The following is a 21,026-nucleotide window of genomic DNA, read 5'->3' as shown; positions in this document are numbered from 1 at the left end:
AAAGGCCAGCCTTTCTCACGGCTCCGGGCGAAAGTTTCATGCCTTGCGCCCAGAGCCTAGCACTTAGGCCTGCAACGCACTCAGGGTCAGGTCCAGGCACTTGCGCGCCTTGGTCACCAACTCATCGATTTCCGCCGGCGTGATCACCAGCGGTGGAGCGATGATCATGGTGTCCCCCACGGCACGCATGATCAGCCCGTTATCGAAGCAGAACTGCCGGCAGATCATGCCGACGCCCTTGCCTTCGTAGCGCTTGCGAGTGGCCTTGTCCTGAACCAGTTCGATCGCCCCCAGCAGACCGACCCCACGAACTTCCCCTACCAATGGGTGATCGTTCAGTTCGCGCAAACGTTTCTGCAAATACGGTGCCGTTTCAGCGTGGACGCGCTCGATAATTTTTTCATCGCGCATGATGCGGATGTTTTCCAGCGCCACCGCCGCGGCCACCGGGTGCCCGGAATAGGTGAAGCCGTGGTTGAAATCGCCGCCTTCGTTGAGCACGTCTACCACTTCGTCGCGCACGATCAGGCCACCCATGGGGATGTAGCCGGAGGTCAGGCCCTTGGCGATGGTCATCATGTCTGGCTTGAGGTCGTAGAAATCGCTGCCGAACCACTCGCCGGTACGGCCGAAACCGCAGATCACTTCGTCGGCCACGAACAGGATGTCGTACTTGGCGAGGATTTCCTTGATGCGCGGCCAGTAGCTGTCAGGAGGAATGATCACGCCGCCCGCGCCCTGGATCGGCTCGGCAATAAAGGCACCGACGTTGTCCACGCCGACTTCGAGGATTTTCTCTTCCAGCTGATTGGCCGCCCAGATCCCGAACTCTTCAGGGGTCATGTCGCCGCCTTCGGCGAACCAGTACGGCTGGGCGATGTGGACGATGCCCGGGATCGGCAAGTCGCCCTGTTCGTGCATGTAGGTCATGCCGCCCAGGCTCGCGCCGGCCACGGTGGAACCGTGATAGCCGTTCTTGCGGCTGATGATGACTTTTTTCTTCGGCTGGCCCTTGATCGCCCAGTAGTGACGGACCATGCGCAGCATGGTGTCGTTGCCTTCAGAGCCGGAACCGGTGAAGAACACGTGGTTCATGCCTTGCGGCGCGACATCGGCGATGGCCTTGGCCAGCTCCAGCACCGGCGGGTGGGCGGTCTGGAAGAACAGGTTGTAATACGGCAGTTCGCGCATCTGCTTGCTGGCGGCATCAGCCAGTTCATCGCGACCGTAGCCGATGGCCACGCACCACAGGCCGGCCATGCCATCGAGGATCTTGTTGCCTTCGCTGTCCCACAGGTAGACGCCCTTGGCGTTGGTGATGATCCGCGGGCCTTTCTCTTTCAGCTGCTTGAAGTCGCTGAACGGAGCCAGGTGGTGATCATTGCTCAGGGTTTGCCATTCACGGGTTTGCGGATTGTTGCTGGTCATACCAATCTCCTAAAAAATCCAGGTGAGAGCGCCACCCGCAATGGCGGCGCCCGGCGCATCAGACGGCAAAAAGCAGGAATTCCCGTTCCCACGAACTGATGACGCGCTTGAAGTTTTCATGCTCGGCCCGCTTGACCGCGACGTAGCCAGTGATGAAAGTCTTGCCCAGGTAGCGCTCGATGGTGGCGCTGTTTTCCATACGCTCGAGCGCGTCTTCGATGGTCAGTGGCAGGCGCAGGTTACGGCGCTCATAACCACGGCCCACCACCGGTGCGCTCGGGTTCAGGCCTTCGACCATGCCGATGTAGCCGCACAGCAGGCTCGCGGCAATGGCCAGGTACGGGTTGGCATCGGCACCCGGCAGGCGGTTTTCCACGCGACGGTTCTGTGGCCCGGCATCCGGCACCCGCAGGCCCACGGTGCGGTTCTCTTCGCCCCACTCCACGTTCACCGGTGCCGAGGTGTCCGGCAGGAAGCGGCGGAACGAGTTGACGTTGGGGGCGAACAGCGGCAACAGCTCAGGGATCAGCTTCTGCAAACCACCGATGTGGTTGAGGAACAGCTGGCTCATGGTCCCGTCTTCATTGGAGAAGATGTTCTTGCCGGTCTCCATGTCGATGATGCTTTGATGCAAGTGCATGGCGCTGCCAGGCTCGCCGGTCATCGGCTTGGCCATGAAGGTCGCGGCCACGTTGTGCTTGAGCGCGGCCTCGCGCATGGTGCGCTTGAACACCAGGATCTGGTCGGCCAGGGACAGGGCGTCGCCGTGACGGAAGTTGATCTCCATCTGCGCCGTGCCGTCCTCGTGGATCAGGGTGTCGAGGTCCAGTTCCTGCAGTTCGCACCAGTCATAGACGTCCTCGAACAACGGATCGAACTCGTTCGCAGCCTCGATGGAGAACGACTGGCGACCGATTTCCGGGCGACCGGAGCGGCCGATTGGCGGCTGCAACGGGTAATCCGGGTCGTCACTGCGCTTGGTCAGGTAGAACTCCATCTCCGGTGCCACGATGGGCTGCCAGCCCCTGTCGGCATAGAGCTTGAGGACCTTCTTGAGCACGTTGCGCGGCGACAGCTCGATCGGGTTGCCCTGCTTGTCGTAGGTGTCGTGGATCACCTGGGCGGTCGGTTCGACGGCCCACGGCACCAGGAACACCGCGTTCTGGTCGGGACGGCAGATCATGTCGATGTCGGCCGGGTCGAGCAGTTCGTAATAGATGTCGTCTTCGACATAGTCGCCGGTCACGGTCTGCAGCAGAACGCTCTCGGGCAGGCGCATGCCCTTTTCGGCGATGAATTTGTTGGTCGGCGAGATCTTGCCCCGGGTGATCCCGGTCAAGTCGGCGATCATGCATTCGACTTCTGTGATCTTGTGGTCTTTCAACCAATCGGTGAGCTGGTCGAGGTTGTTACTCATAAATGCCTCTAGGCTTTGAGTTTCCTGGCTCTTGGGAGTCAGGCGGTAGTTGACGCATCGGCGTCGCGTTGAAATGCAAGTTTGCGCCAGGCTATCGTGCTTGTGTGTACTTCTGCGCATAACAGGCGTGCAGAATCGCGAGCGGTGCCCTGCACGATGGCCGAGCCGCTATTGTGAATCGGTTCTATATTGAATGGAGTAACCGCAATGGGTGTGCCGTCGAGGCCGTCCAGAATATCGGACAGGGACGGTTGATCCGCCAGGGACGGGAAGATCACCGACTGGCCCGGAGCCGCTGCGGCCACGGCGCTGACGCAGATATCGCCACTGATGTGATGAGCATACAGACCGATCTGCAAAGAGCAGTCGGTGACGCCGATTATCGGCAGGCGAGACATGAAGCACCCCGGTATTATTGCTGTTATGGGTTTGATTCGAGCTTAGCCTTGTTCATTTTTTTACACAACACCCCCGTAAAAAATACAACACGGCCCGCTCAAGCCTGCGGGCGTCAAACGGCCAAGGGGCATAAAAACGCCCCAAAGAGCCTCAAAAAAGCCACACGAGCGCTTTTTTAGGGCAAAAAAGGCCTCGCTTGACTTCGGCAAGCCGTTCGGGTTGACTGGAATCCGAAAAGATCAATGATTGATATTTTTAACAACAAAGGTGTTGCATCATGTCGGTACCCCCGCGTGCCGTTCAGCTTAACGAAGCGAACGCGTTCCTTAAGGAACATCCTGAGGTTCTGTACGTTGACCTTCTGATTGCGGATATGAATGGTGTGGTGCGCGGCAAGCGCATCGAACGCACCAGCCTCCACAAGGTTTACGAGAAAGGCATCAACCTGCCGGCCTCTTTATTTGCCCTGGATATCAACGGCTCTACGGTGGAAAGCACCGGCCTGGGCCTGGACATCGGCGACGCCGATCGAATCTGCTATCCAATCCCCGATACCCTGTGCAACGAGCCATGGCAGAAGCGCCCGACCGCGCAACTGTTGATGACCATGCACGAACTCGAAGGTGATCCTTTCTTCGCCGACCCGCGCGAAGTCCTGCGACAAGTGGTGACCAAGTTCGATGAACTGGGCCTGACCATCTGCGCCGCGTTCGAACTGGAGTTCTACCTGATCGACCAGGAGAACGTGAACGGTCGCCCGCAACCGCCGCGCTCGCCAATCTCCGGCAAACGCCCGCACTCGACACAGGTCTACCTGATCGACGACCTCGACGAATACGTCGACTGCCTCCAGGACATCCTGGAAGGTGCGAAAGAGCAAGGCATCCCGGCCGACGCCATCGTCAAGGAAAGTGCCCCGGCGCAGTTCGAAGTGAACCTGCACCACGTGGCCGACCCGATCAAGGCCTGCGACTACGCGGTACTGCTCAAGCGCCTGATCAAGAACATCGCCTACGACCATGAAATGGACACCACCTTCATGGCCAAGCCTTACCCGGGCCAGGCGGGCAACGGGCTGCACGTGCACATTTCGATTCTGGACAAGGACGGCAAGAATATTTTTGCCAGTGAGGATCCCGAGCAGAACGCCGCGCTGCGTCACGCGATCGGCGGTGTGCTCGAGACCCTACCGGCGCAGATGGCTTTCCTCTGCCCGAACGTCAACTCCTACCGTCGATTCGGTGCGCAGTTCTATGTGCCGAACTCACCGTGCTGGGGCCTGGACAACCGCACCGTGGCGATTCGCGTGCCCACCGGCTCCGCCGATGCCGTACGTATCGAACACCGTGTGGCCGGCGCCGATGCCAACCCGTACCTGCTGATGGCTTCGGTCCTGGCAGGCGTGCACCACGGCCTGGTCAACAAGATCGAGCCGAACGCACCGGTGGAAGGCAACAGCTACGAGCAGAACGAGCAGAGCCTGCCGAACAACCTGCGCGATGCGTTGCGCGAGCTGGACGACAGCGAGGTCATGGCCAAGTACATCGATCCGAAATACATCGATATCTTCGTGGCCTGTAAGGAAAGCGAGCTGGAGGAGTTTGAACACTCCATCTCCGACCTTGAGTACAACTGGTACCTGCATACCGTTTAAGCGGTTGCAGTAAAAAACAAACGCCGCCGGCTTCACAGCCAGCGGCGTTTTTTTATGGCCGCCTGCGGCGGATCGCCAGCAGGCTAGCTCCCACAGTTGATCTCCAGTGAGCATAAATTCTGCGTACACCGCAAATCCCTGTGGGAGCCAGCCTGCTGGCGATGGCGTCCTGGCAGACAACATAGAAGCCTGCTCGTACAATGCCCCCTGCCCCGCAGGAGGACTCCAATGACGCGCACCGCCACCGCTCGCAAACCCCGCGCCCGCAGCCAGGCCCGGATCGATTCGATACTCGACGCCGCCCGCACGCTGCTGGCCGCCGAGGGCGTGGCCAGTCTGTCGATCTACAGTGTCGCCGAACGCGCGCAGATCCCGCCCTCCTCCGTCTACCACTTCTTCGCCAGCGTCCCGTCCCTGCTCGAAGCGCTGACCGCCGACGTCCACGCGGCCTTCCGCGCCTGCCTGCAAGCGCCTATCGACCATGGCGCCTTGAGCGGCTGGCGGGATCTGTCGCGGCTGGTGGAGCAACGCATGCTCGTGATCTACAGCGAAGACGCCGCGGCCCGCCAACTCATCCTCGCCCAGCACGGCCTGACCGAAGTCACCCAGGCCGACCGTCAGCACGACATCGAACTGGGCGACCTGATGCACAAACTGTTCGACCACCACTTCGAGCTGCCGAAGCTGCCGAACGATGTCGATGTGTTTGCGTTGGCCATGGAGCTCGGTGACCGGGTGTATGCACGTTCGGTGCAGCAGCATGGGCAGATCACGCCGCGCATGGCCGAGGAAGGGATGCGGGTGTTTGATGCGTATCTGGGGCTGTATTTGCCGCCGTACCTGCCCAAGCGCGTTGCGCTTTAAAAGATCGCAGCCTGCGGCAGCTCAGGAGAACGCAGGCTGAGATCTTTTGATCTTTCACAACTTGGCGATCGACACCTCGGTGGATTTCACGAACGCGATCACTTCGCTGCCCACCGCCAGTTCCAGCTCTTTCACCGAACGGGTGGTGATCACCGACGTGACGATCCCGGAAGCGGTCTGCACGTCGATTTCCGACAGCACGTCGCCGAGAACGATTTCCTTGATCGAGCCTTTGAACTGGTTGCGTACGTTGATGGCCTTGATAGTCATGATGATGATTCCTGTCGTTGATTGAGGCTTGAGTTATTGAGCCCAACGCAACTGCGTAGGCAAGGGTGAAACAGGTTCCGGTTCCGGCGGTTGGCCGGGCAGTGAGAGCACGCGGTTGAGCACTTCGGTTTCCAGCGCCGCCAGCCGATGGGAGCCACGAACCCGAGGGCGCGGCAGTTCCACATGCAGGTCGAGGCCGACTTCGCCGTCTTCGATCAGGATCACCCGATCGGCAATCGCCACCGCTTCACTGACGTCGTGGGTCACCAGCAACACGGTGAAGCCGTGCTGTTGCCAGAGCCGCTCGATCAACTGCTGCATCTCGATTCGCGTGAGCGCATCCAGGGCGCCCAATGGCTCGTCGAGCAACAGCAAGCGCGGTTGGTGGATCAATGCGCGAGCCAACGCCACCCGTTGCTTCTGCCCACCGGACAGGGCTGCCGGCCACTCGTTGGCGCGATCCGCCAGGCCGACCGCTTCCAGCGCTTCCAGCGCCTTTGGCCGCCAGTTGCCTTTGAGTCCCAGGCCAACGTTGTCGATGATCTTTTTCCACGGCAGCAGACGCGCTTCCTGGAACATCAGGCGAGTGTCTTCCCGCGCCTCACTCAGCGGCGCGGAGCCGGCCAGCAACTCACCACCGGTAGGCTGGTCGAGACCTGCGAGCAAACGCAGCAAGGTACTTTTGCCACAGCCACTGCGACCGACCACCGCGACGAACTGACCCGCCGGAATGTGCAGGTCGATCTCACGCAGCACCTGCCGCGAGCCGAAGGTTTTTTGCAGCTTGCGCACCGCCAGCGGAATCCCGCGCAGCAGGCGTGGAGGTTGTTGAGCAGTCATGCGGCACCTCCCTTGACGACCTGATAAGCCGGATGCCAGCGCAGCCACACACGTTCCAGTCCACGGGCCGCAAGGTCGGCCAGTTTGCCGAGCACCGCGTACAGCAGAATCGCCAGCACCACCACGTCGGTCTGCAGGAACTCCCGGGCGTTCATTGCCAGGTAGCCGATGCCGGAGCTGGCGGAAATGGTTTCCGCGACGATCAGCGTCAGCCACATGAAACCCAGGGCAAAACGCACACCGACCAGGATCGAGGGCAGCGCCCCCGGCAGGATCACCTGGCGGAACAGGCTGAAGCCGGACAGACCATAGCTGCGCGACATTTCCACCAACGCCGGATCGACGTTGCGGATGCCGTGATAGGTGTTGAGGTAGATCGGGAACAAGGTGCCCAGGGCCACCAGGAAAATCTTCGCCGACTCGTCGATGCCGAACCACAGGATCACCAATGGAATCAGCGCCAGGTGCGGCACGTTGCGGATCATCTGCACCGAGCTGTCGAGCAGGCGTTCACCCCACTTCGACAGGCCGGTGATAAAACCCAGGGTCAGGCCGATGCCGCCGCCGATGGCGAAACCCAGCGCCGCGCGCCAGCCGCTGATTGCCAGGTGCGTCCAGATTTCGCCGCTGCGCACCAGGTTCACACCGGCTTCGATCACGGCAATGGGCGCCGGCAGAATCCGCGTCGACAACCAGCCCGCCGACACCGACAACTGCCACACCGCCAACAGCAAGACCGGTAAGGCCCAGGGCGCAAGGCTGTGAATGATCTTCTTCATGGCGCGCCTCAGCTCTGGGACGCGGCTTTAGGGAGAATGTCGTTGGCGACCATCTCGCCAAACGGGCTGACGTAACCGGCGCTTTTCGGCAGCTCGGGACGTTCGATGTCCAGGTGCGGGAACAGCAACTCGGCGACGCGATACGATTCTTCCAGGTGTGGGTAACCAGAGAAGATAAAGGTGTCGATACCCAGGTCAGCGTATTCCTTCACGCGCGCGGCCACGGTTGGGCCGTCACCCACCAGCGCCGTACCAGCTCCACCGCGCACCAGGCCGACACCGGCCCACAGGTTGGGGCTGACTTCCAGGTTGTCGCGATTGCCACCGTGCAGCGCGGCCATGCGTTGCTGGCCAACGGAATCGAAGCGCGCCAGCGAAGCCTGGGCACGTGCGATGGTGTCGTCGTCCAGGTGCGAGATCAGGCGATCGGCCGCTTGCCAGGCCTCGGCGTTGGTTTCGCGCACGATCACATGCAGACGAATACCGAAGCGCACGGTGCGCCCGAGCTTGGCGGCTTTAGCCCGCACCTGGGCGATTTTCTCGGCAACGGCGGCCGGTGGTTCACCCCAGGTCAGGACCATTTCGACCTGCTCGGCCGCAAGGTCCTGGGCCGCTTCCGACGAGCCGCCGAAGTACAGCGGCGGACGCGGTTGCTGGATCGGCGGATAGAGCAACTTGGCGCCCTTAACGCTGATGTGCTGGCCGTCGTAATCGACGGTTTCGCCTTCCAGCACCCGACGCCAGATGCGGGTGAATTCCACCGAGGCCTGGTAGCGCTCTTCGTGGCTGAGGAACAGGCCGTCACCGGCCAACTCCTCCGGGTCCCCACCGGTGACCAGGTTGAACAGCGCACGACCGCCGGACAGACGATCCAGGGTCGCGGCCTGACGCGCTGCCACCGTCGGGGAAATGATCCCGGGGCGCAGGGCGACGAGGAATTTCAAACGCTGGGTCACCGGAATCAGCGACGCCGCCACCAGCCACGAGTCTTCGCAGGAGCGCCCGGTGGGAATCAGCACCCCGCCGAAACCCAGGCGATCCGCCGCTTGCGCGACTTGTTGCAGGTAACCGTGGTCGACGGCGCGAGCGCCTTCGGCGGTGCCAAGGTAATGGCCGTCGCCGTGGGTAGGCAGGAACCAGAAGATATTGAGGCTCATGGAGTGGTCTCCTTAGGGGTTCGAATTACGGTGCTTTTGCAACGGCCGCCGGTGGCGTCCAGATCACGTCTTTGATGCTCAGCGGCTTGGGAATCAGCTTGAGCTGATAGAAGCTGTCGGCGATTTTCTGCTGGGCGGCGACCACTTCCGGGGTCAGGAACAGCGCGCCGTAGCCTTGGCGTTTCACCGAAGTCAGGGTGATGTCCGCCGGCAGGCCGAGCAGTGGTGACACCTGTTTGGTCACGTCTTCAGGGTTGGCCTTGGACCATTCGCCGACTGCGCGCACTTCTTCCACGAGGGTCTTGATCACCTCAGGGTTTTTCTGCGCATAGGGCTTGGTGGCGAGGTAGAACTGGTGGTTGTCGACGATGCCCTGGCCATCGCGCAGGGTGTGCGCTTGCAGCTGCTGTTCGGCGGCCGCCTGGTACGGATCCCAGATGACCCAGGCATCGACACTGCCACGCTCGAACGCGGCGCGGGCATCGGCCGGCGGCAGGAAGACGGTCTGGATATCGGTGTATTTGAGGCCAGCGTCTTCCAGGGCGCGCACCAGCAGGTAGTGCACGTTGGAGCCTTTGTTCAGCACGACTTTCTTGCCCTTGAGGTCCTTCACCGATTTGATCGGCGAGTCCTTCGGCACCAGGATCGCTTCGCTGTGCGGTGCGGGCGGTTCGTAGGCGACATAGAGCAGATCGGCGCCTGCTGCCTGGGCGAACACGGGCGGGGTTTCGCCGGTGACACCGAAGTCGATGGAGCCGACGTTCAGGCCTTCGAGCAGTTGCGGGCCACCGGGGAATTCAGTCCATTGCACATCCACGCCTTGGGCGGCGAGGCGTTTTTCCAGGGTGCCTTTGGCTTTGAGCAGCACCAGGGTGCCGTATTTCTGATAACCGATACGTAGTGTCTCGGCCTGAGCTTGAGTAATGGCGCCGAAGGTGACAGCCGCAGCAAACAGAGCGACCAGACCGCGACGCAAAATGACAGGGCGCATGGCGCTCTCCTTTTTGCAGTGGGGTTTTGGCTGCACCTGCTTGCCCGTTGGCGGGCGAGTAAGGCCAGTACATCAAATTTCAGGTTGTGGCTTGAGTGAGGCTTAAATGCTCCAGCGAGCACTCAACAAACGGTCATTCAACAGGTTCGGGTCCAGCGGCCTGGGCCGTCGTGCCATGGCACTGAAAAACAGCTCCAGCGACTCGTCCAGTCGCTGCTCCAGCTCCGGCGCCAACTGCGCCAGGGCGCTGCCTTCGCCGTAGGCGATCTGGCTGTCGACGGCGAAAATCCCCTGCAGCAGTTCCTGGGCCTTCAAGGCCGACAGCACCGGCTTGAGCGCGTAATCCACCGCCAGCATGTGGGCAATGCTGCCCCCAGTGGCCATGGGCAGCACCACCTTGTGGCTCAGGGCGCGTTCGGGCAGCAGGTCCAGCACGGTTTTCAGGGCCCCGGAAAACGAAGCCTTGTACACCGGCGTGGCGATCAGCAGGCCATCGGCGTTTTCAATCTGTTGCAGCAGATCGACGACCTTCGGGCTGTCGAAGCGCGCATGCAGCAAGTCTTCGGCCGGGAAGTCCCGTACCTGATAACTCACCACCTCCACACCCCGCTCTTGTAACCAACGTCGGGAGCGATCCAGCAGCACCCCGGAACGGGAGCGCTGGCTGGGACTGCCACCCAGTGAGACGACCAGCATTGGGAGACTTCCTTAAACGATGTTGGCGATTCGCGGCTTGCGATCTCGCTTTGATGGAGTGACCTTAACAGGTGATTTATATATCCATAAATCATATTTATTCATTTGGTTATTCCTTAAAGAGATATACGAGCACTTTTTTCCAGTCGAAAAAAAGGCCGTCGAAACGGCCTGAAACCCCTGCTTTGTGGTCTGCACATGCCACTGTAGGAGCTGGCTTGCCAGCGAAGGCGGCCTGCCTGACACACCGCGCCGCATCAATCGCCAGCAAGCCGGCTCCTACCGATTCGGCTGCGGCGTCAGGCGCAGGTACGGCTTCACCGCGCGATAGCCCTTGGGAAACCGCTGACGGATTTCATCCTCATCCTTGAGCGACGGCACGATCACCACCTCGTCACCGTCCTGCCAGTTGGCCGGGGTGGCCACCTTGTAGTTGTCGGTGAGTTGCAGCGAGTCGATCACCCGCAGGATTTCATTGAAGTTGCGGCCAGTGCTCGCCGGGTAGGTGATGGTCAACCGGACCTTTTTGTTCGGGTCGATCACGAACAGTGAACGCACCGTCAGGGTGTCGTTGGCGTTGGGATGGATCAGGTCGTACAGGTCCGAGACCTTGCGGTCGGCGTCGTCGAGGATCGGGAAATTGACCAGGGTGTCCTGGGTTTCGTTGATGTCTTCGATCCACTTGTGGTGCGATTCCACCGGGTCGACGGACAGCGCAATGGCCTTGACCCCACGCTTGGCGAATTCGTCTTTCAACCTGGCGGTAAAGCCCAGCTCGGTGGTGCACACCGGAGTGAAGTCGGCCGGATGGGAAAACAGCACACCCCAGCTATCGCCCAGCCACTGGTGGAACTGGATGGCACCAGCGCTGGAATTCTGTTCGAAATCGGGGGCGATATCGCCGAGTCTGAGGCCCATGGTGCTGCTCCTTGTGAGTGCTTGATGAGCTCAACTGTGCCTGTATTTTTTATCTATTAAAAAGAATAAATATCGATTTATTTAGCACTAAAAAGAATATTAAACATCTCTTCACTGGACGCCCGGAGCCATCGCGCCGAACATCGCCCACAAGGTTCGAGAAGGCCTTGAGTTGCTGCAAAAGAGGGGACTTTCCTGGCGGGTTTACGGGGGTGAGCCCGCCTCGAAAACGCAAAAGCCCCGCCCGGCGTGATGCCGGGCGGGGCTTTTTTTGCCTGGGTTACCCGAGCGCTATTACAACAGCGGGATCGAGTAGCTGACGATCAGGCGGTTTTCATCCTGGGAACGGGTGTTCGGAAGATCGGTGCGCCAGGTGGCGTTTTTCCACTGCAGGCCGAGGTTTTTCAACGCACCGGACTGCACCACGTAACCCACGGTCAGGTCGCGTTCCCACTCGGAAGCGCCGCTGGCCGCTTCACGACCGGCAGCGTTGACGGTATCGATGTCGTCGCCATGCAGGTACACCACACCCGCCGTCAGGCCAGGTACGCCGAGCTTGGCGAAGTCATAGGAGTAGCGCGCCTGCCAGGTGCGCTCGCCGGCACGGGCGAACTTCTGGATTTGCGAGTCGGTGATGATGTAGGCCGACGAACCGTCGCCCTGGTTCAGCCACGGGAAGTCGCTGCTGCCGTTGCTGACCTGGTAACCGCCACCGAAGGTGTGACCGGCAACGGTGTAGAGGAACAGGCCGCTGTACAGGTTGTTGTCGACCTTGCCTTTACCGTTCGGCGCGTTGTAGTTGCCGGTGGTGTAGTACAGCGGGTCGTGGCCGTTGGCACCGTCATCGGTGCTGTTGAAGTAGCGCAAGTCGGACTTCAACACACCCGGGCCGATCGACCAGTTGTGCACCAGGCCCAGGAAGTGCTGCTTGTAAAACTCTTCGAGGTTGCCGTAGTAGTACTGGGCCGTCAGGTCCTTGGTGAGCTTGTAGTCACCACCGGCGTAGATGAACTTGTTGCTGTCCCGACCTGTAGAGGCGCGGCTGTTGGCGCCCGAGATCGACAGCTGTTCGTTGTTGCTCGAGTTACGACCCTTGACCTGCTCGATCTGACCACCGATCAAGGTCAGGTCCTTGATGTCGCCCGAGGAGAGTTGGCCACCCTGCCAGGTTTGTGGCAGCAGACGGCCATCGTTGGTCACGATCACTGGCAGTTTTGGCTGCAGGGTGCCCAATTTCAGCTCGGTCTGGGAGATCTTGGCTTTAGCGGTCAGACCCAGGCTGGAGAAGTTATCAACCGCTTCGCCGTTGGACTTGCTCGGGAATACCGTGCCACCGTAGGAGTTGTTGGAGGCACCGTTGGTGCCGCCGCCCGAATCCAGCTTCACGCCCAACAGGCCGATCGCATCAATACCGAAGCCGACAGGGCCTTGGGTGTAACCGGAGGTGAAACGCAGATCGAAGCCTTGGCCCCACTCTTCGTTCTTGTTCGGGTTGGCGCTACCGTCACGGTAGTCGGTGTTGATGTAGAAGTTGCGCAGCCCCAACGTTGCCTTGCTGTCTTCGATGAAACCGGCGGCGCTTGCCTGCTGCGCCAAAACCCCTACGGCCACAGCCAGGGCCAAGGTGGACTTGTTCATTGTTTCGCTCCTATCGTTTTCTAATTTTTTGTGTTGCTGGTCCTGGGTCGTTTGCCCAGGATCCACAGACGCGTTAAAAAACGCGTCAACCCCTCTAAACCGATGATCCTGTCGCTACGGGCACCCTGGACACAAACCTCAAAAGAATTACCAGATTCTTTTTCATGCCTTTAAGCTATATACCTTCGCAGCGCAGATCCGAGGTATCGGCTAGAGCGCCAATTCCTTAACCTGATCGATTGTCGAGGGGTGAAATCGTCAAATCCGAGACTCGTCGCGAGCCGGATATGCGCACTTTATTCGTTTGAGCAAAAAGCTAAAAAGAATAAAAAATCATCACCTATGAGATTTATGGAATATAAAAACTCACGCAAAAAAAAGCCTCGCCAGACGACGAGGCTTTTTTCGAGGGGCGAAGCTTACATGAAGCTGTAGGTGTAGTTGAAGATCAGACGGGTTTGGTCCTGGTCAGCGGTGCTGGTGTTGCCACGGTAAGTACCGTGACGAAGCGTCGTACCAAACCCTTTAAGTGGACCGGTTTGAATCACGTAGTCCACACGTGCGTCGGTTTCGTGCTCATTCAAGTCCTTGCCAACGCCGCTGGTAGCTTTGATGTCTTGGCCGTACAAGTACGCAAGCGAAGCTTTCAGACCTGGCACGCCCAGTGAGGCAAAGTCGTATGAGTACTGGCCGTACGAGGTGTTCTCACCGGCACGGATGAAGCTGCCCACAGTGGCATCGGTGAAGGAGTAGAAGCTGGCGCCGCCGGCGCCTTCGTTCCTACCGTTACCATCGACGACGTTACCCTGGTTCAGGAAAACAAAACCGCCGTCATCGCTGACACGCTGATGGCCGAGCAGGAACGCGCTGCCACCCAGGGTATAGGTGAAGGTGGCGCTCCAGGTCTGGTTATCCACTTCGCCCGGATTCTTGGCGTAGCCATTGTTGTTGTTGAACCGATAGCCAGGATCGCCGTTCTTGCCGTCGGAGCGGCTGTCGAAATAACGAAGATCGGTCTTGAACGACTGGTTGGAGGCGATTGGGTAAACGTGCACCAGGCCGAGGAAATTCTGCGAGTAGTAGTCTTCCAGGTTCGCGTAGTAATACTGCAACAGCAGGTCTTTGGTGACTTTCCAGTCTGCACCGGCATAACGGAACTGGTTGCTGTCCTCGGTACCGCCAGCCACGGCCAGGCCAGTGCTATTGGAAGATGCGCGACCGGTCGCGTGCTCCAGTTGACCCACGTTGAAGGTCACGTTGTCGATTTCCTTCGAGGTGATGGTGCCACCCTCGAAGGTCTGTGGCAGCACGCGGCTATCGTTCGCGATCAGGATCGGCATGTTTGGCTGCAAGGCGCCACCGAGGTGAGCCTCGGTCTTCGAGAAACGTGCCTTGACGTTGCCCGCCAGACGGCTCCACTCATCCGTTGCCGAGCCATCGGAATCGCTAGGGCTGAAGGAGTTGTTGTCCGGGTGATGGCCCTTGCCGCCGTCCAGGTGGATACCAACCAGCGCCTGGGCGTCGAAACCGAAACCGACAGGGCCTGGGGTATAGCCGGACAGGAAATCGAACTTGAGACCTTCAGCGGCCTCGCGCTGTCGGTTGGCAGGCGTTTTGGCGCCTTCGCGGTTATCGGCGTCGAAGTAATAGGTACGCGAGCTTACGGAAGCCTTGCTGTCTTCGATGAAACCCGCGGCGCCTGCCTGCTGCGCCAAAACCCCTACCGTCACGGCCAGGGCCAAGGTGGACTTGTTCATTGTTAAACTCCTCTCGTCTCTAATTCTTGTATTCCTGGCCGGGAGTCGAATGCCCCTGATCCTAAGATTCGCGATTAGCGCCGCAGCGTGACTCACAAGTCAATCGTAACTATGTGTGTCTACGACCATAGTCTAATCACCGGTTTTTTGGCCCCTGCAGGGTCATGAGTTCGTCATAAACCTGAAAAGAACGGATGATTTCTTTTCTCATACCCTTTAGGAATTTAGTTCGCCTTCATGCCTCCCTCAGGATAGAGCGGCTGACACATAAGCTAATTCCTAAATGGTATTTATTAGGCGTTTTTTAGATCGATTAGTTTCGGTAGCAATTCCGCAACAAAACCTATCGAAAAGGCCGATGCCATGACGACCAAGCGCGCACTATCCCGACCATTTGTTACAGTTTGTGTATCGTTGATTTTTTCTTTTTCCGCCCATGCGGCGAATCTCACGGTGGGATACCAGACCGGTATCGATCCGAGCAAAGTCCCCCAGGCCGATGGCCTTTACGAAAAAACCATTGGCGAGAAAATCGACTGGCGGCGGTTCAATAGTGGCCCGGAGGTTGTTACAGCCATTGCTTCGGGAGACGTGCAGATCGGCAACCTCGGCTCCAGCCCGCTGGCCGCCGCGGCCTCGCGCAATCTGCCGATTGTCGCGTTCCTCGTTTCCGCGCAGATCAATGCCGCCGAAGCCTTGGTGGTGCGCAACGGCAGTGGTATCGATAAACCGGAAGATCTGATCGGCAAGACCATCGCCACGCCGTTCGTTTCCACTTCCCACTACAGCCTGCTGGGTGCGTTGAAGCACTGGGGCCTGGACGCGTCGAAAGTCAAAGTGGTGAACCTGCAACCGGCGGAAATTGCCGCCGCGTGGAAGCGTGGAGACATCGACGGCGCATTCGTCTGGTCGCCAGCCCTGGGGGAAATTCGCAAGACCGGCAAGACCTTGACCGATGCCGCGCAGGTCGGCCAATGGGGTGCACCGACCTTCGAAGTCTGGGTCGCGCGCAAGGATTACGCCGAGAAACACCCAGAAGTGATCGCCCGCTTCGCCAAGGTCACCCTGGACTCATTTGCCGACTATGCGGCGCACAAGGACAGCTGGACCGCCGATTCGGTACCGGTGCAGAAAATCGCCAAACTGACCGGTGCCAACGCCGCCGACGTGCCGGAGCTGCTGGCCGGCTCCGCGTTCCCGGATGCCAAGGCGCAACAGACCGGCGCCCTGCTGGCCGGTGGTACGGCGCAGGCGATTGGCGAGACGGCGAAGTTCTTGAAGGAACAGGGGAAGGTTGAAACGGTGCTGACGGATTATTCGCCGTATGTCAGCGCGAAATTCGTTCAGGAATAACGCACGCCGCCCCTGTAGGAGCGCGCTTGCTCGCGATGGTGGGAGGGTCACCGTGTTGAATCAGGTAGCCCTCGTCTTCGTTAACGTCCATCGCGAGCAAGCTCGCTCCTACAAGGGCATGGTGATCACAGGGCTTTTTCGAAGATCTTCGAATTGCGCTGATAGTTGTACAGCGACGCCCGTGCCGACGGCAGGCGATCGACGCTGCTTGGCACGAAGCCGCGCTCGCGGAACCAGTGAGCCGTGCGAGTGGTGAGGACGAACAAGGTTTTCAAGCCCTGGGCCCGTGCGCGGGTTTCAATGCGCTCGAGCAGCTCATCACCGCGACCGCCGTGACGGTACTCCGGGTTCACCGCCAGGCACGCCAGCTCCCCAGCGTCGGAATCGGCGATCTGGTACAGCGCCGCACAGGCGATGATCATGCCCTCACGCTCGACCACGCTGAACTGCTCGATCTCACGCTCGAGCACTTCGCGGGAACGACGTACCAGAATGCCCTGCTCTTCCAGCGGGCTGATCAAGTCCAGCAAGCCACCGACGTCTTCGATGGCGGCTTCGCGCACTACCTCGAATTGCTCCTGGGCGACCAGCGTGCCCCCGCCGTCACGGGTGAAGAGCTCGGTCAGCAGCGCACCGTCTTCGGCGTAGCTGACGATATGACTGCGGGCCACGCCGCCACGGCAGGCTTGCGCGGCGGCATCGAGCAGCTCGGCCTGGTAGTTGCTGCCCAGGCGCTGCAGATGCGCCGGCACCTGTTGTGGACGCAGCTCGCGTACCAGCCGGCCGTTTTCATCGATCAGGCCAAGGTCTGCGCCAAACAGCAGCAGTTTGTCCGCACCCAGGTCGATGGCTGCCCGCGTGGCGACATCTTCACAAGCGAGGTTGAAAATTTCACCGGTCGGCGAGTAGCCCAGTGGCGACAAGAGCACGATGGAGCGCTCGTCCAGCAGGCGATTGATGCCCTTGCGGTCAACCCGACGCACTTCGCCGGTGTGGTGATAGTCGACACCTTCGAGCACGCCGATCGGCCGCGCGGTCACCAGGTTGCCGCTGGCCACCCGCAGGCGCGAGCCCTGCATCGGCGACGACGCCATGTCCATGGACAGGCGGGCTTCGATGGCGATGCGCAGTTGACCGACCGCATCGATCACGCACTCCAGGGTCGCGGCATCGGTGATGCGCATTCCGTGGTGGTAATGCGGGGTCAGGCCGCGAGCCTCGAGGCGCGCTTCGATTTGCGGACGGGAACCGTGCACCAGCACCAGGCGCACGCCGAGACTGTGCAACAACACCAGGTCGTGGACGATGTTGCCGAAGTTCGGATGTTCAACGCCGTCGCCGGGCAGCATGACGACAAAGGTGCAATCGCGGTGGGCGTTGATGTAGGGCGAAGCGTGACGAAGCCAATTGACGTATTCGGGCATGAACCTGGGCCTGTAATAAATAGCAGCCGAAAAAAGGGCGAAACAGAAAAACGCACAGCGGGCTGATGGTTATCGTCGGAACAGGCTTGGCGACACGCGCGCTCTCCTCATGAATACGGGTTGGGACACCGGCAATTTATACATCACACCTGCGTTTGGGCCGGTGTCAGGCAGTAATGTTCAATCAACTGACGTAATAGATGCACCGTAGGCTGCAAACGTGACATTTCGAGGAATTCCCCCGGTTGGTGGGCGCAGGCGATATCGCCCGGGCCGAGCACCAGTGTTTCGCAGCCAAGGCGCTGAAGATAAGGCGCTTCGGTGCCGAATGCCACTGCTTCAGCGGCATGACCGGTGAGCTTTTCGGCGATGCGCACCAGTTCCGCATCCTCAGCCTGCTCGAAAGGCGGCACTGCGGGGAACAGGGGGGCGTAGTCGATCTTGACCTGATGGCGTTCGGCAATCGGCTTGAGCTTCTGCAAAATCTCGGCGCGCAGGACCTTGGGGTCCATGCCCGGCAACGGCCGCAGATCGAATTCCAGGGAACACTGGCCGCAGATGCGGTTGGGGTTGTCGCCACCGTGGATGCAGCCGAAGTTCATGGTCGGCATCGGCACGCTGAACTGCGGATTACGGAATTCGCGCTGCCACAACAGGCGCAGGCCGCGCAGTTCGCCGATGGCGTCGTGCATGGCTTCGAGCGCGCTGTGGCCCAGGCGCGGGTCCGAAGAGTGGCCGCTCTGCCCGAGGATGTCGATGCGCTCCATCATGATGCCTTTGTGCATGCGGATCGGCTTGAGCCCGGTCGGCTCGCCGATCACTGCCGCACGCCCCAGCGGCCGCCCCGCCTCGGCCAGCGCCCGGGCGCCGGACATCGAGCTTTCTTCATCGCAGGTGGCCAGGATCAGCAGCGGCTGCTTGAACGGTTGGTCGAGCAGCGGCCTGACGGCTTCGATGGCCAGGGCGAAAAAGCCCTTCATGTCGCAACTTCCCAGGCCGACCCAGCGGCCGTCGACTTCAGTCAGCTTCAGCGGATCGGTCTGCCACAACGCGCCATCGAACGGCACCGTATCGCTGTGACCGGCCAGCACCAGCCCGCCGGGGCCGCTGCCAAAACTGGCGAGCAAGTTGAATTTGCCGGGGCTGACCTGCTGGATGTCGCAGGCGAAGCCCAGGTCGCCGAGCCAGGCCGCCAGCAGGTCGATCACCGGACGATTGGATTGATCGAGGCTTGCCTGGGTGCAACTGACGGATGGCGCAGCGATCAGCGCAGCGAACTGATCTTTCATGGACGGCAAAGGCATCGCTGACTCCAACTCCCGGATTGAAGTCCATCATAGAGCCATCCGGTGACAGGAATAAACCGTCGCGCGGCGTAGGCAGGTTGAGTCCTGTACACTGCACGACCTTGGCAGCCACCTATTCCCCCGGCTGCGCTCCCGATCCTGGATTTTCCGGCCATGCAGAAAGAAACCGAAATCAAACTCCGCGTCAGCCGCGAAACCCTCGCCGCCCTGCGCGAGCACCCGTTACTGAAAAAACGCAACAAAAGTGGCTGGGAACGCCGTGAGTTGATGAATCAATACTTCGACACCCCGGAGCGTGACCTGGCCCGGGCCAAAGTCGCCCTGCGCCTGCGCAAGGATGGCGAAGAAGTGATCCAGACCCTCAAGACGCGTGGCCAGAGCGTCGCTGGCCTGTCCGTACGTAACGAATACGACTGGAACCTGCCCAAGGCCAAGCTCGACCTGAAAAAACTGGACGGCGAATGCTGGCCCGAAGAGCTGGCTGAACTGGACAAGAAAACCCTGAAAGCCATCTTCACCACCGATTTCGTCCGCGAGCGCGCGGAAATCGCCTGGGGCCGTGGCAAGACCAAGGTGGTCATCGAAGCGGCGCTGGACCTGGGCCACGTGGTGGTCGGCAAGCAGAAAGAAGAAATCTGCGAGCTGGAACTGGAACTGCGCGAAGGCGAACCCGCCGCGTTGCTGGAACTCGCCGCCGAACTGGCCGAGAAACTGGCCCTGATGCCATGCGACATCAGCAAGGCCGAACGGGGTTATCGCCTGTACGACGCCCACAGTTACTCGTTGAGCCTGCCGGCACCACAGATCAGCGCCGAAACGCCACTGGACGACGCCTTCGCCGCGCTCAGCTGGCACTTGCTGGGCAGTAGCCAGCGCTTGGCCGAGCAGTATCGCTTCAATGGTCACTGGCGCCTGTTGCAGGACTGGGTCGAGAGCCTGGCTGAAATGCGTGCGCTGATCAGCAGCCTCGGCCAAGCTGCGCCACGTCAGTCGACCCACGACTTGCGTGTCGCGCTCGACGCCTTGCTGGAAGACTGGCGCCCCCTGGTCCAGGCCGGCCTGGACGATGAAGACGTGCGCAAAGCCGCGCCGGAGCAGTTCCTCGAAGAACTCGAAGACCCGCGTTGGGGCCTGTTCTCCCTGAATACCTCGCGCTGGTTGCTGGCTCGCACCTGGACCGCCGACCGCAACACCCGCGGCAATCGCCAGGGCGCCGCGCAATTGGGCAGCTGGCTGCCACGCCTGCTGGGCGAAGAAGCCACTTCGCTGCAATTGCAGCGTTACCAGCAGCAGCCGGAAGACCTGGCCGAGCAACTGCCGCGCATCGAACGCATCCAGGTCTGGCTGCACCATGCGCGCAACGTGCTGGAGATTCCGGAAATGGATCGCCTGTACGGCGAGCTGAACAAACTGGCGCAACTGGCCAACGAGCCGATCACCGATGAAGTCCTGGATGCTCGCAAGCAACAGGCGATCGCGGTTTATCAGAATCGTGCCTGGAAGATGCTGCTGCGCCTGTAAAACCGCCATCGCCAGCAGGCTGGCTCCCACACAAAACCAATGTGGGAGCCAGCCTGCTGGCGATGGATTTCAGACCGGCAAACTGGTGGTCGACTTGATCTCCGACAATGCCACGATCGAATTCACCTCCTGAATCCCCGGCACCAGCGACAGCTTCTCAAAGAAGAACCGCTCGTACGCCTCGATGTCCGCCGCAACGATGCGCAGCATGAAGTCCACCGCACCCATCAGCACGTAACACTCCAGCACCTCGGGAAAACCTCGAATCGCCTCGGTGAATTCGGTGAAGTTCGAACGGCCATGGGCGTTGAGCTTTACCTGGGCGAAAATTTGCGTGTTCAGGCCGATTTTCTTGCGATCGAGCAAGGTGACCTGGCCGCGAATGATCCCCTCCTCCTTCATCCGCTGAATCCTTCGCCAGCAAGGCGACTGCGAAAGCCCCACCTGCTCGGCGATCTGTGCGCTTGAGAGCGAAGCATCCTCTTGCAGCAAGGCGAGAATCCGGCGGTCGTAGCTGTCCAGCTCGCTGTGCATAAAAAAACCTTCAACTGACAATTTTGTGAATTACACGATTGGAAAAACCCGCAATATGCCCAATCATAGATAAGAAATA

The 21,026-nt window shown here is 60.3% G+C and carries 19 protein-coding genes; 4 read left to right on the top strand and 15 right to left on the bottom strand.

Annotated elements, in window-relative coordinates; all coding sequences use genetic code 11:
* Positions 1-63: 63 nt before the first annotated feature.
* From ACYP2Q_RS10325 to ACYP2Q_RS10315, 3 genes are read right to left on the bottom strand one after another with little or no spacing between them, the layout of a single operon-like run.
* On the bottom strand, positions 64-1,428 hold the full coding sequence (locus ACYP2Q_RS10325) for an aspartate aminotransferase family protein (protein WP_459730354.1): 1,365 nt from the start codon (positions 1,426-1,428) through the stop codon (positions 64-66).
* 58 nt (positions 1,429-1,486) lie between these two features.
* Entirely contained in the window at positions 1,487-2,845 is a 1,359-nt protein-coding gene (locus tag ACYP2Q_RS10320) for a glutamine synthetase family protein (protein WP_459730353.1), read from the bottom strand.
* Positions 2,846-2,883: 38 nt separating this feature from the next.
* On the bottom strand, positions 2,884-3,243 hold the full coding sequence (locus ACYP2Q_RS10315; RefSeq protein ID WP_459730352.1) for a gamma-glutamyl-gamma-aminobutyrate hydrolase family protein: 360 nt from the start codon (positions 3,241-3,243) through the stop codon (positions 2,884-2,886).
* Between the two features lie 278 nt (positions 3,244-3,521).
* Here ACYP2Q_RS10315 and ACYP2Q_RS10310 point away from each other — a divergent pair, with 278 nt between their 5' ends.
* Entirely contained in the window at positions 3,522-4,898 is a 1,377-nt protein-coding gene (locus tag ACYP2Q_RS10310) for a glutamine synthetase family protein (protein ID WP_046818414.1), read from the top strand.
* 228 nt (positions 4,899-5,126) lie between these two features.
* Complete coding sequence (locus ACYP2Q_RS10305) at positions 5,127-5,762, top strand: TetR/AcrR family transcriptional regulator (RefSeq protein ID WP_459730351.1); 636 nt, start codon at positions 5,127-5,129, stop codon at positions 5,760-5,762.
* Between the two features lie 54 nt (positions 5,763-5,816).
* Here ACYP2Q_RS10305 and ACYP2Q_RS10300 read toward each other — a convergent pair whose 3' ends face one another.
* From ACYP2Q_RS10300 to ACYP2Q_RS10260, 9 genes are all read right to left on the bottom strand, one after another.
* Positions 5,817-6,032: a TOBE domain-containing protein gene (locus ACYP2Q_RS10300; protein ID WP_007967989.1), complete on the bottom strand. Its 216-nt coding sequence runs from the start codon at positions 6,030-6,032 to the stop codon at positions 5,817-5,819.
* 33 nt (positions 6,033-6,065) lie between these two features.
* On the bottom strand, positions 6,066-6,872 hold the full coding sequence (ssuB, locus tag ACYP2Q_RS10295) for an aliphatic sulfonates ABC transporter ATP-binding protein (RefSeq protein WP_095196294.1): 807 nt from the start codon (positions 6,870-6,872) through the stop codon (positions 6,066-6,068).
* Positions 6,869-7,651 carry an aliphatic sulfonate ABC transporter permease SsuC gene (gene ssuC / locus ACYP2Q_RS10290; protein WP_274073629.1) on the bottom strand — a complete coding sequence of 261 codons (783 nt, stop codon included), beginning with the start codon at positions 7,649-7,651 and terminating at the stop codon, positions 6,869-6,871. Before ssuC ends, ssuB begins: the two co-directional genes overlap by 4 nt.
* Before the next feature lie 8 nt (positions 7,652-7,659).
* On the bottom strand, positions 7,660-8,808 hold the full coding sequence (ssuD, locus tag ACYP2Q_RS10285) for an FMNH2-dependent alkanesulfonate monooxygenase (protein WP_166618582.1): 1,149 nt from the start codon (positions 8,806-8,808) through the stop codon (positions 7,660-7,662).
* 25 nt (positions 8,809-8,833) lie between these two features.
* Positions 8,834-9,799 carry a sulfonate ABC transporter substrate-binding protein gene (locus tag ACYP2Q_RS10280; protein ID WP_459730350.1) on the bottom strand — a complete coding sequence of 322 codons (966 nt, stop codon included), beginning with the start codon at positions 9,797-9,799 and terminating at the stop codon, positions 8,834-8,836.
* Between the two features lie 102 nt (positions 9,800-9,901).
* Positions 9,902-10,495 carry an NADPH-dependent FMN reductase gene (gene ssuE / locus ACYP2Q_RS10275; RefSeq protein ID WP_323607221.1) on the bottom strand — a complete coding sequence of 198 codons (594 nt, stop codon included), beginning with the start codon at positions 10,493-10,495 and terminating at the stop codon, positions 9,902-9,904.
* Positions 10,496-10,774: 279 nt separating this feature from the next.
* Entirely contained in the window at positions 10,775-11,413 is a 639-nt protein-coding gene (locus ACYP2Q_RS10270) for a peroxiredoxin (RefSeq protein WP_459730349.1), read from the bottom strand.
* Positions 11,414-11,707: 294 nt separating this feature from the next.
* Positions 11,708-13,051: an OprD family porin gene (locus tag ACYP2Q_RS10265; RefSeq protein WP_459730348.1), complete on the bottom strand. Its 1,344-nt coding sequence runs from the start codon at positions 13,049-13,051 to the stop codon at positions 11,708-11,710.
* A 419-nt stretch (positions 13,052-13,470) separates the two neighbouring features.
* Complete coding sequence (locus ACYP2Q_RS10260; protein WP_459730347.1) at positions 13,471-14,808, bottom strand: OprD family outer membrane porin; 1,338 nt, start codon at positions 14,806-14,808, stop codon at positions 13,471-13,473.
* Positions 14,809-15,171: 363 nt separating this feature from the next.
* On the opposite strand from ACYP2Q_RS10260, the gene tauA reads away from it, so the two are divergent.
* On the top strand, positions 15,172-16,161 hold the full coding sequence (gene tauA / locus ACYP2Q_RS10255; protein ID WP_459730346.1) for a taurine ABC transporter substrate-binding protein: 990 nt from the start codon (positions 15,172-15,174) through the stop codon (positions 16,159-16,161).
* A gap of 125 nt (positions 16,162-16,286) precedes the next feature.
* On the opposite strand, the gene argA is transcribed toward tauA, so the two are convergent.
* On the bottom strand, positions 16,287-17,585 hold the full coding sequence (gene argA / locus ACYP2Q_RS10250) for an amino-acid N-acetyltransferase (protein ID WP_459730345.1): 1,299 nt from the start codon (positions 17,583-17,585) through the stop codon (positions 16,287-16,289).
* Between the two features lie 143 nt (positions 17,586-17,728).
* The gene (argE, locus tag ACYP2Q_RS10245; RefSeq protein ID WP_459730344.1) at positions 17,729-18,889 is read right to left on the bottom strand and encodes an acetylornithine deacetylase; all 1,161 of its coding nucleotides are present in this window, start codon (positions 18,887-18,889) and stop codon (positions 17,729-17,731) included.
* A 156-nt stretch (positions 18,890-19,045) separates the two neighbouring features.
* Here argE and ACYP2Q_RS10240 point away from each other — a divergent pair, with 156 nt between their 5' ends.
* Positions 19,046-20,413 carry a CYTH domain-containing protein gene (locus ACYP2Q_RS10240; RefSeq protein WP_274073638.1) on the top strand — a complete coding sequence of 456 codons (1,368 nt, stop codon included), beginning with the start codon at positions 19,046-19,048 and terminating at the stop codon, positions 20,411-20,413.
* A 69-nt stretch (positions 20,414-20,482) separates the two neighbouring features.
* Here ACYP2Q_RS10240 and ACYP2Q_RS10235 read toward each other — a convergent pair whose 3' ends face one another.
* Positions 20,483-20,947, bottom strand: a complete 465-nt coding sequence (locus tag ACYP2Q_RS10235) for an Lrp/AsnC family transcriptional regulator (protein ID WP_008064939.1) — start codon at positions 20,945-20,947, stop codon at positions 20,483-20,485.
* Between the last annotated feature and the right edge of the window lie 79 nt (positions 20,948-21,026).

The organism is Pseudomonas sp. MHK4, assembly GCF_054600775.1.
The sequence above is the reverse complement of the archived record's forward strand: the minus strand, read 5'-3'. Positions and strand labels throughout refer to the sequence as shown.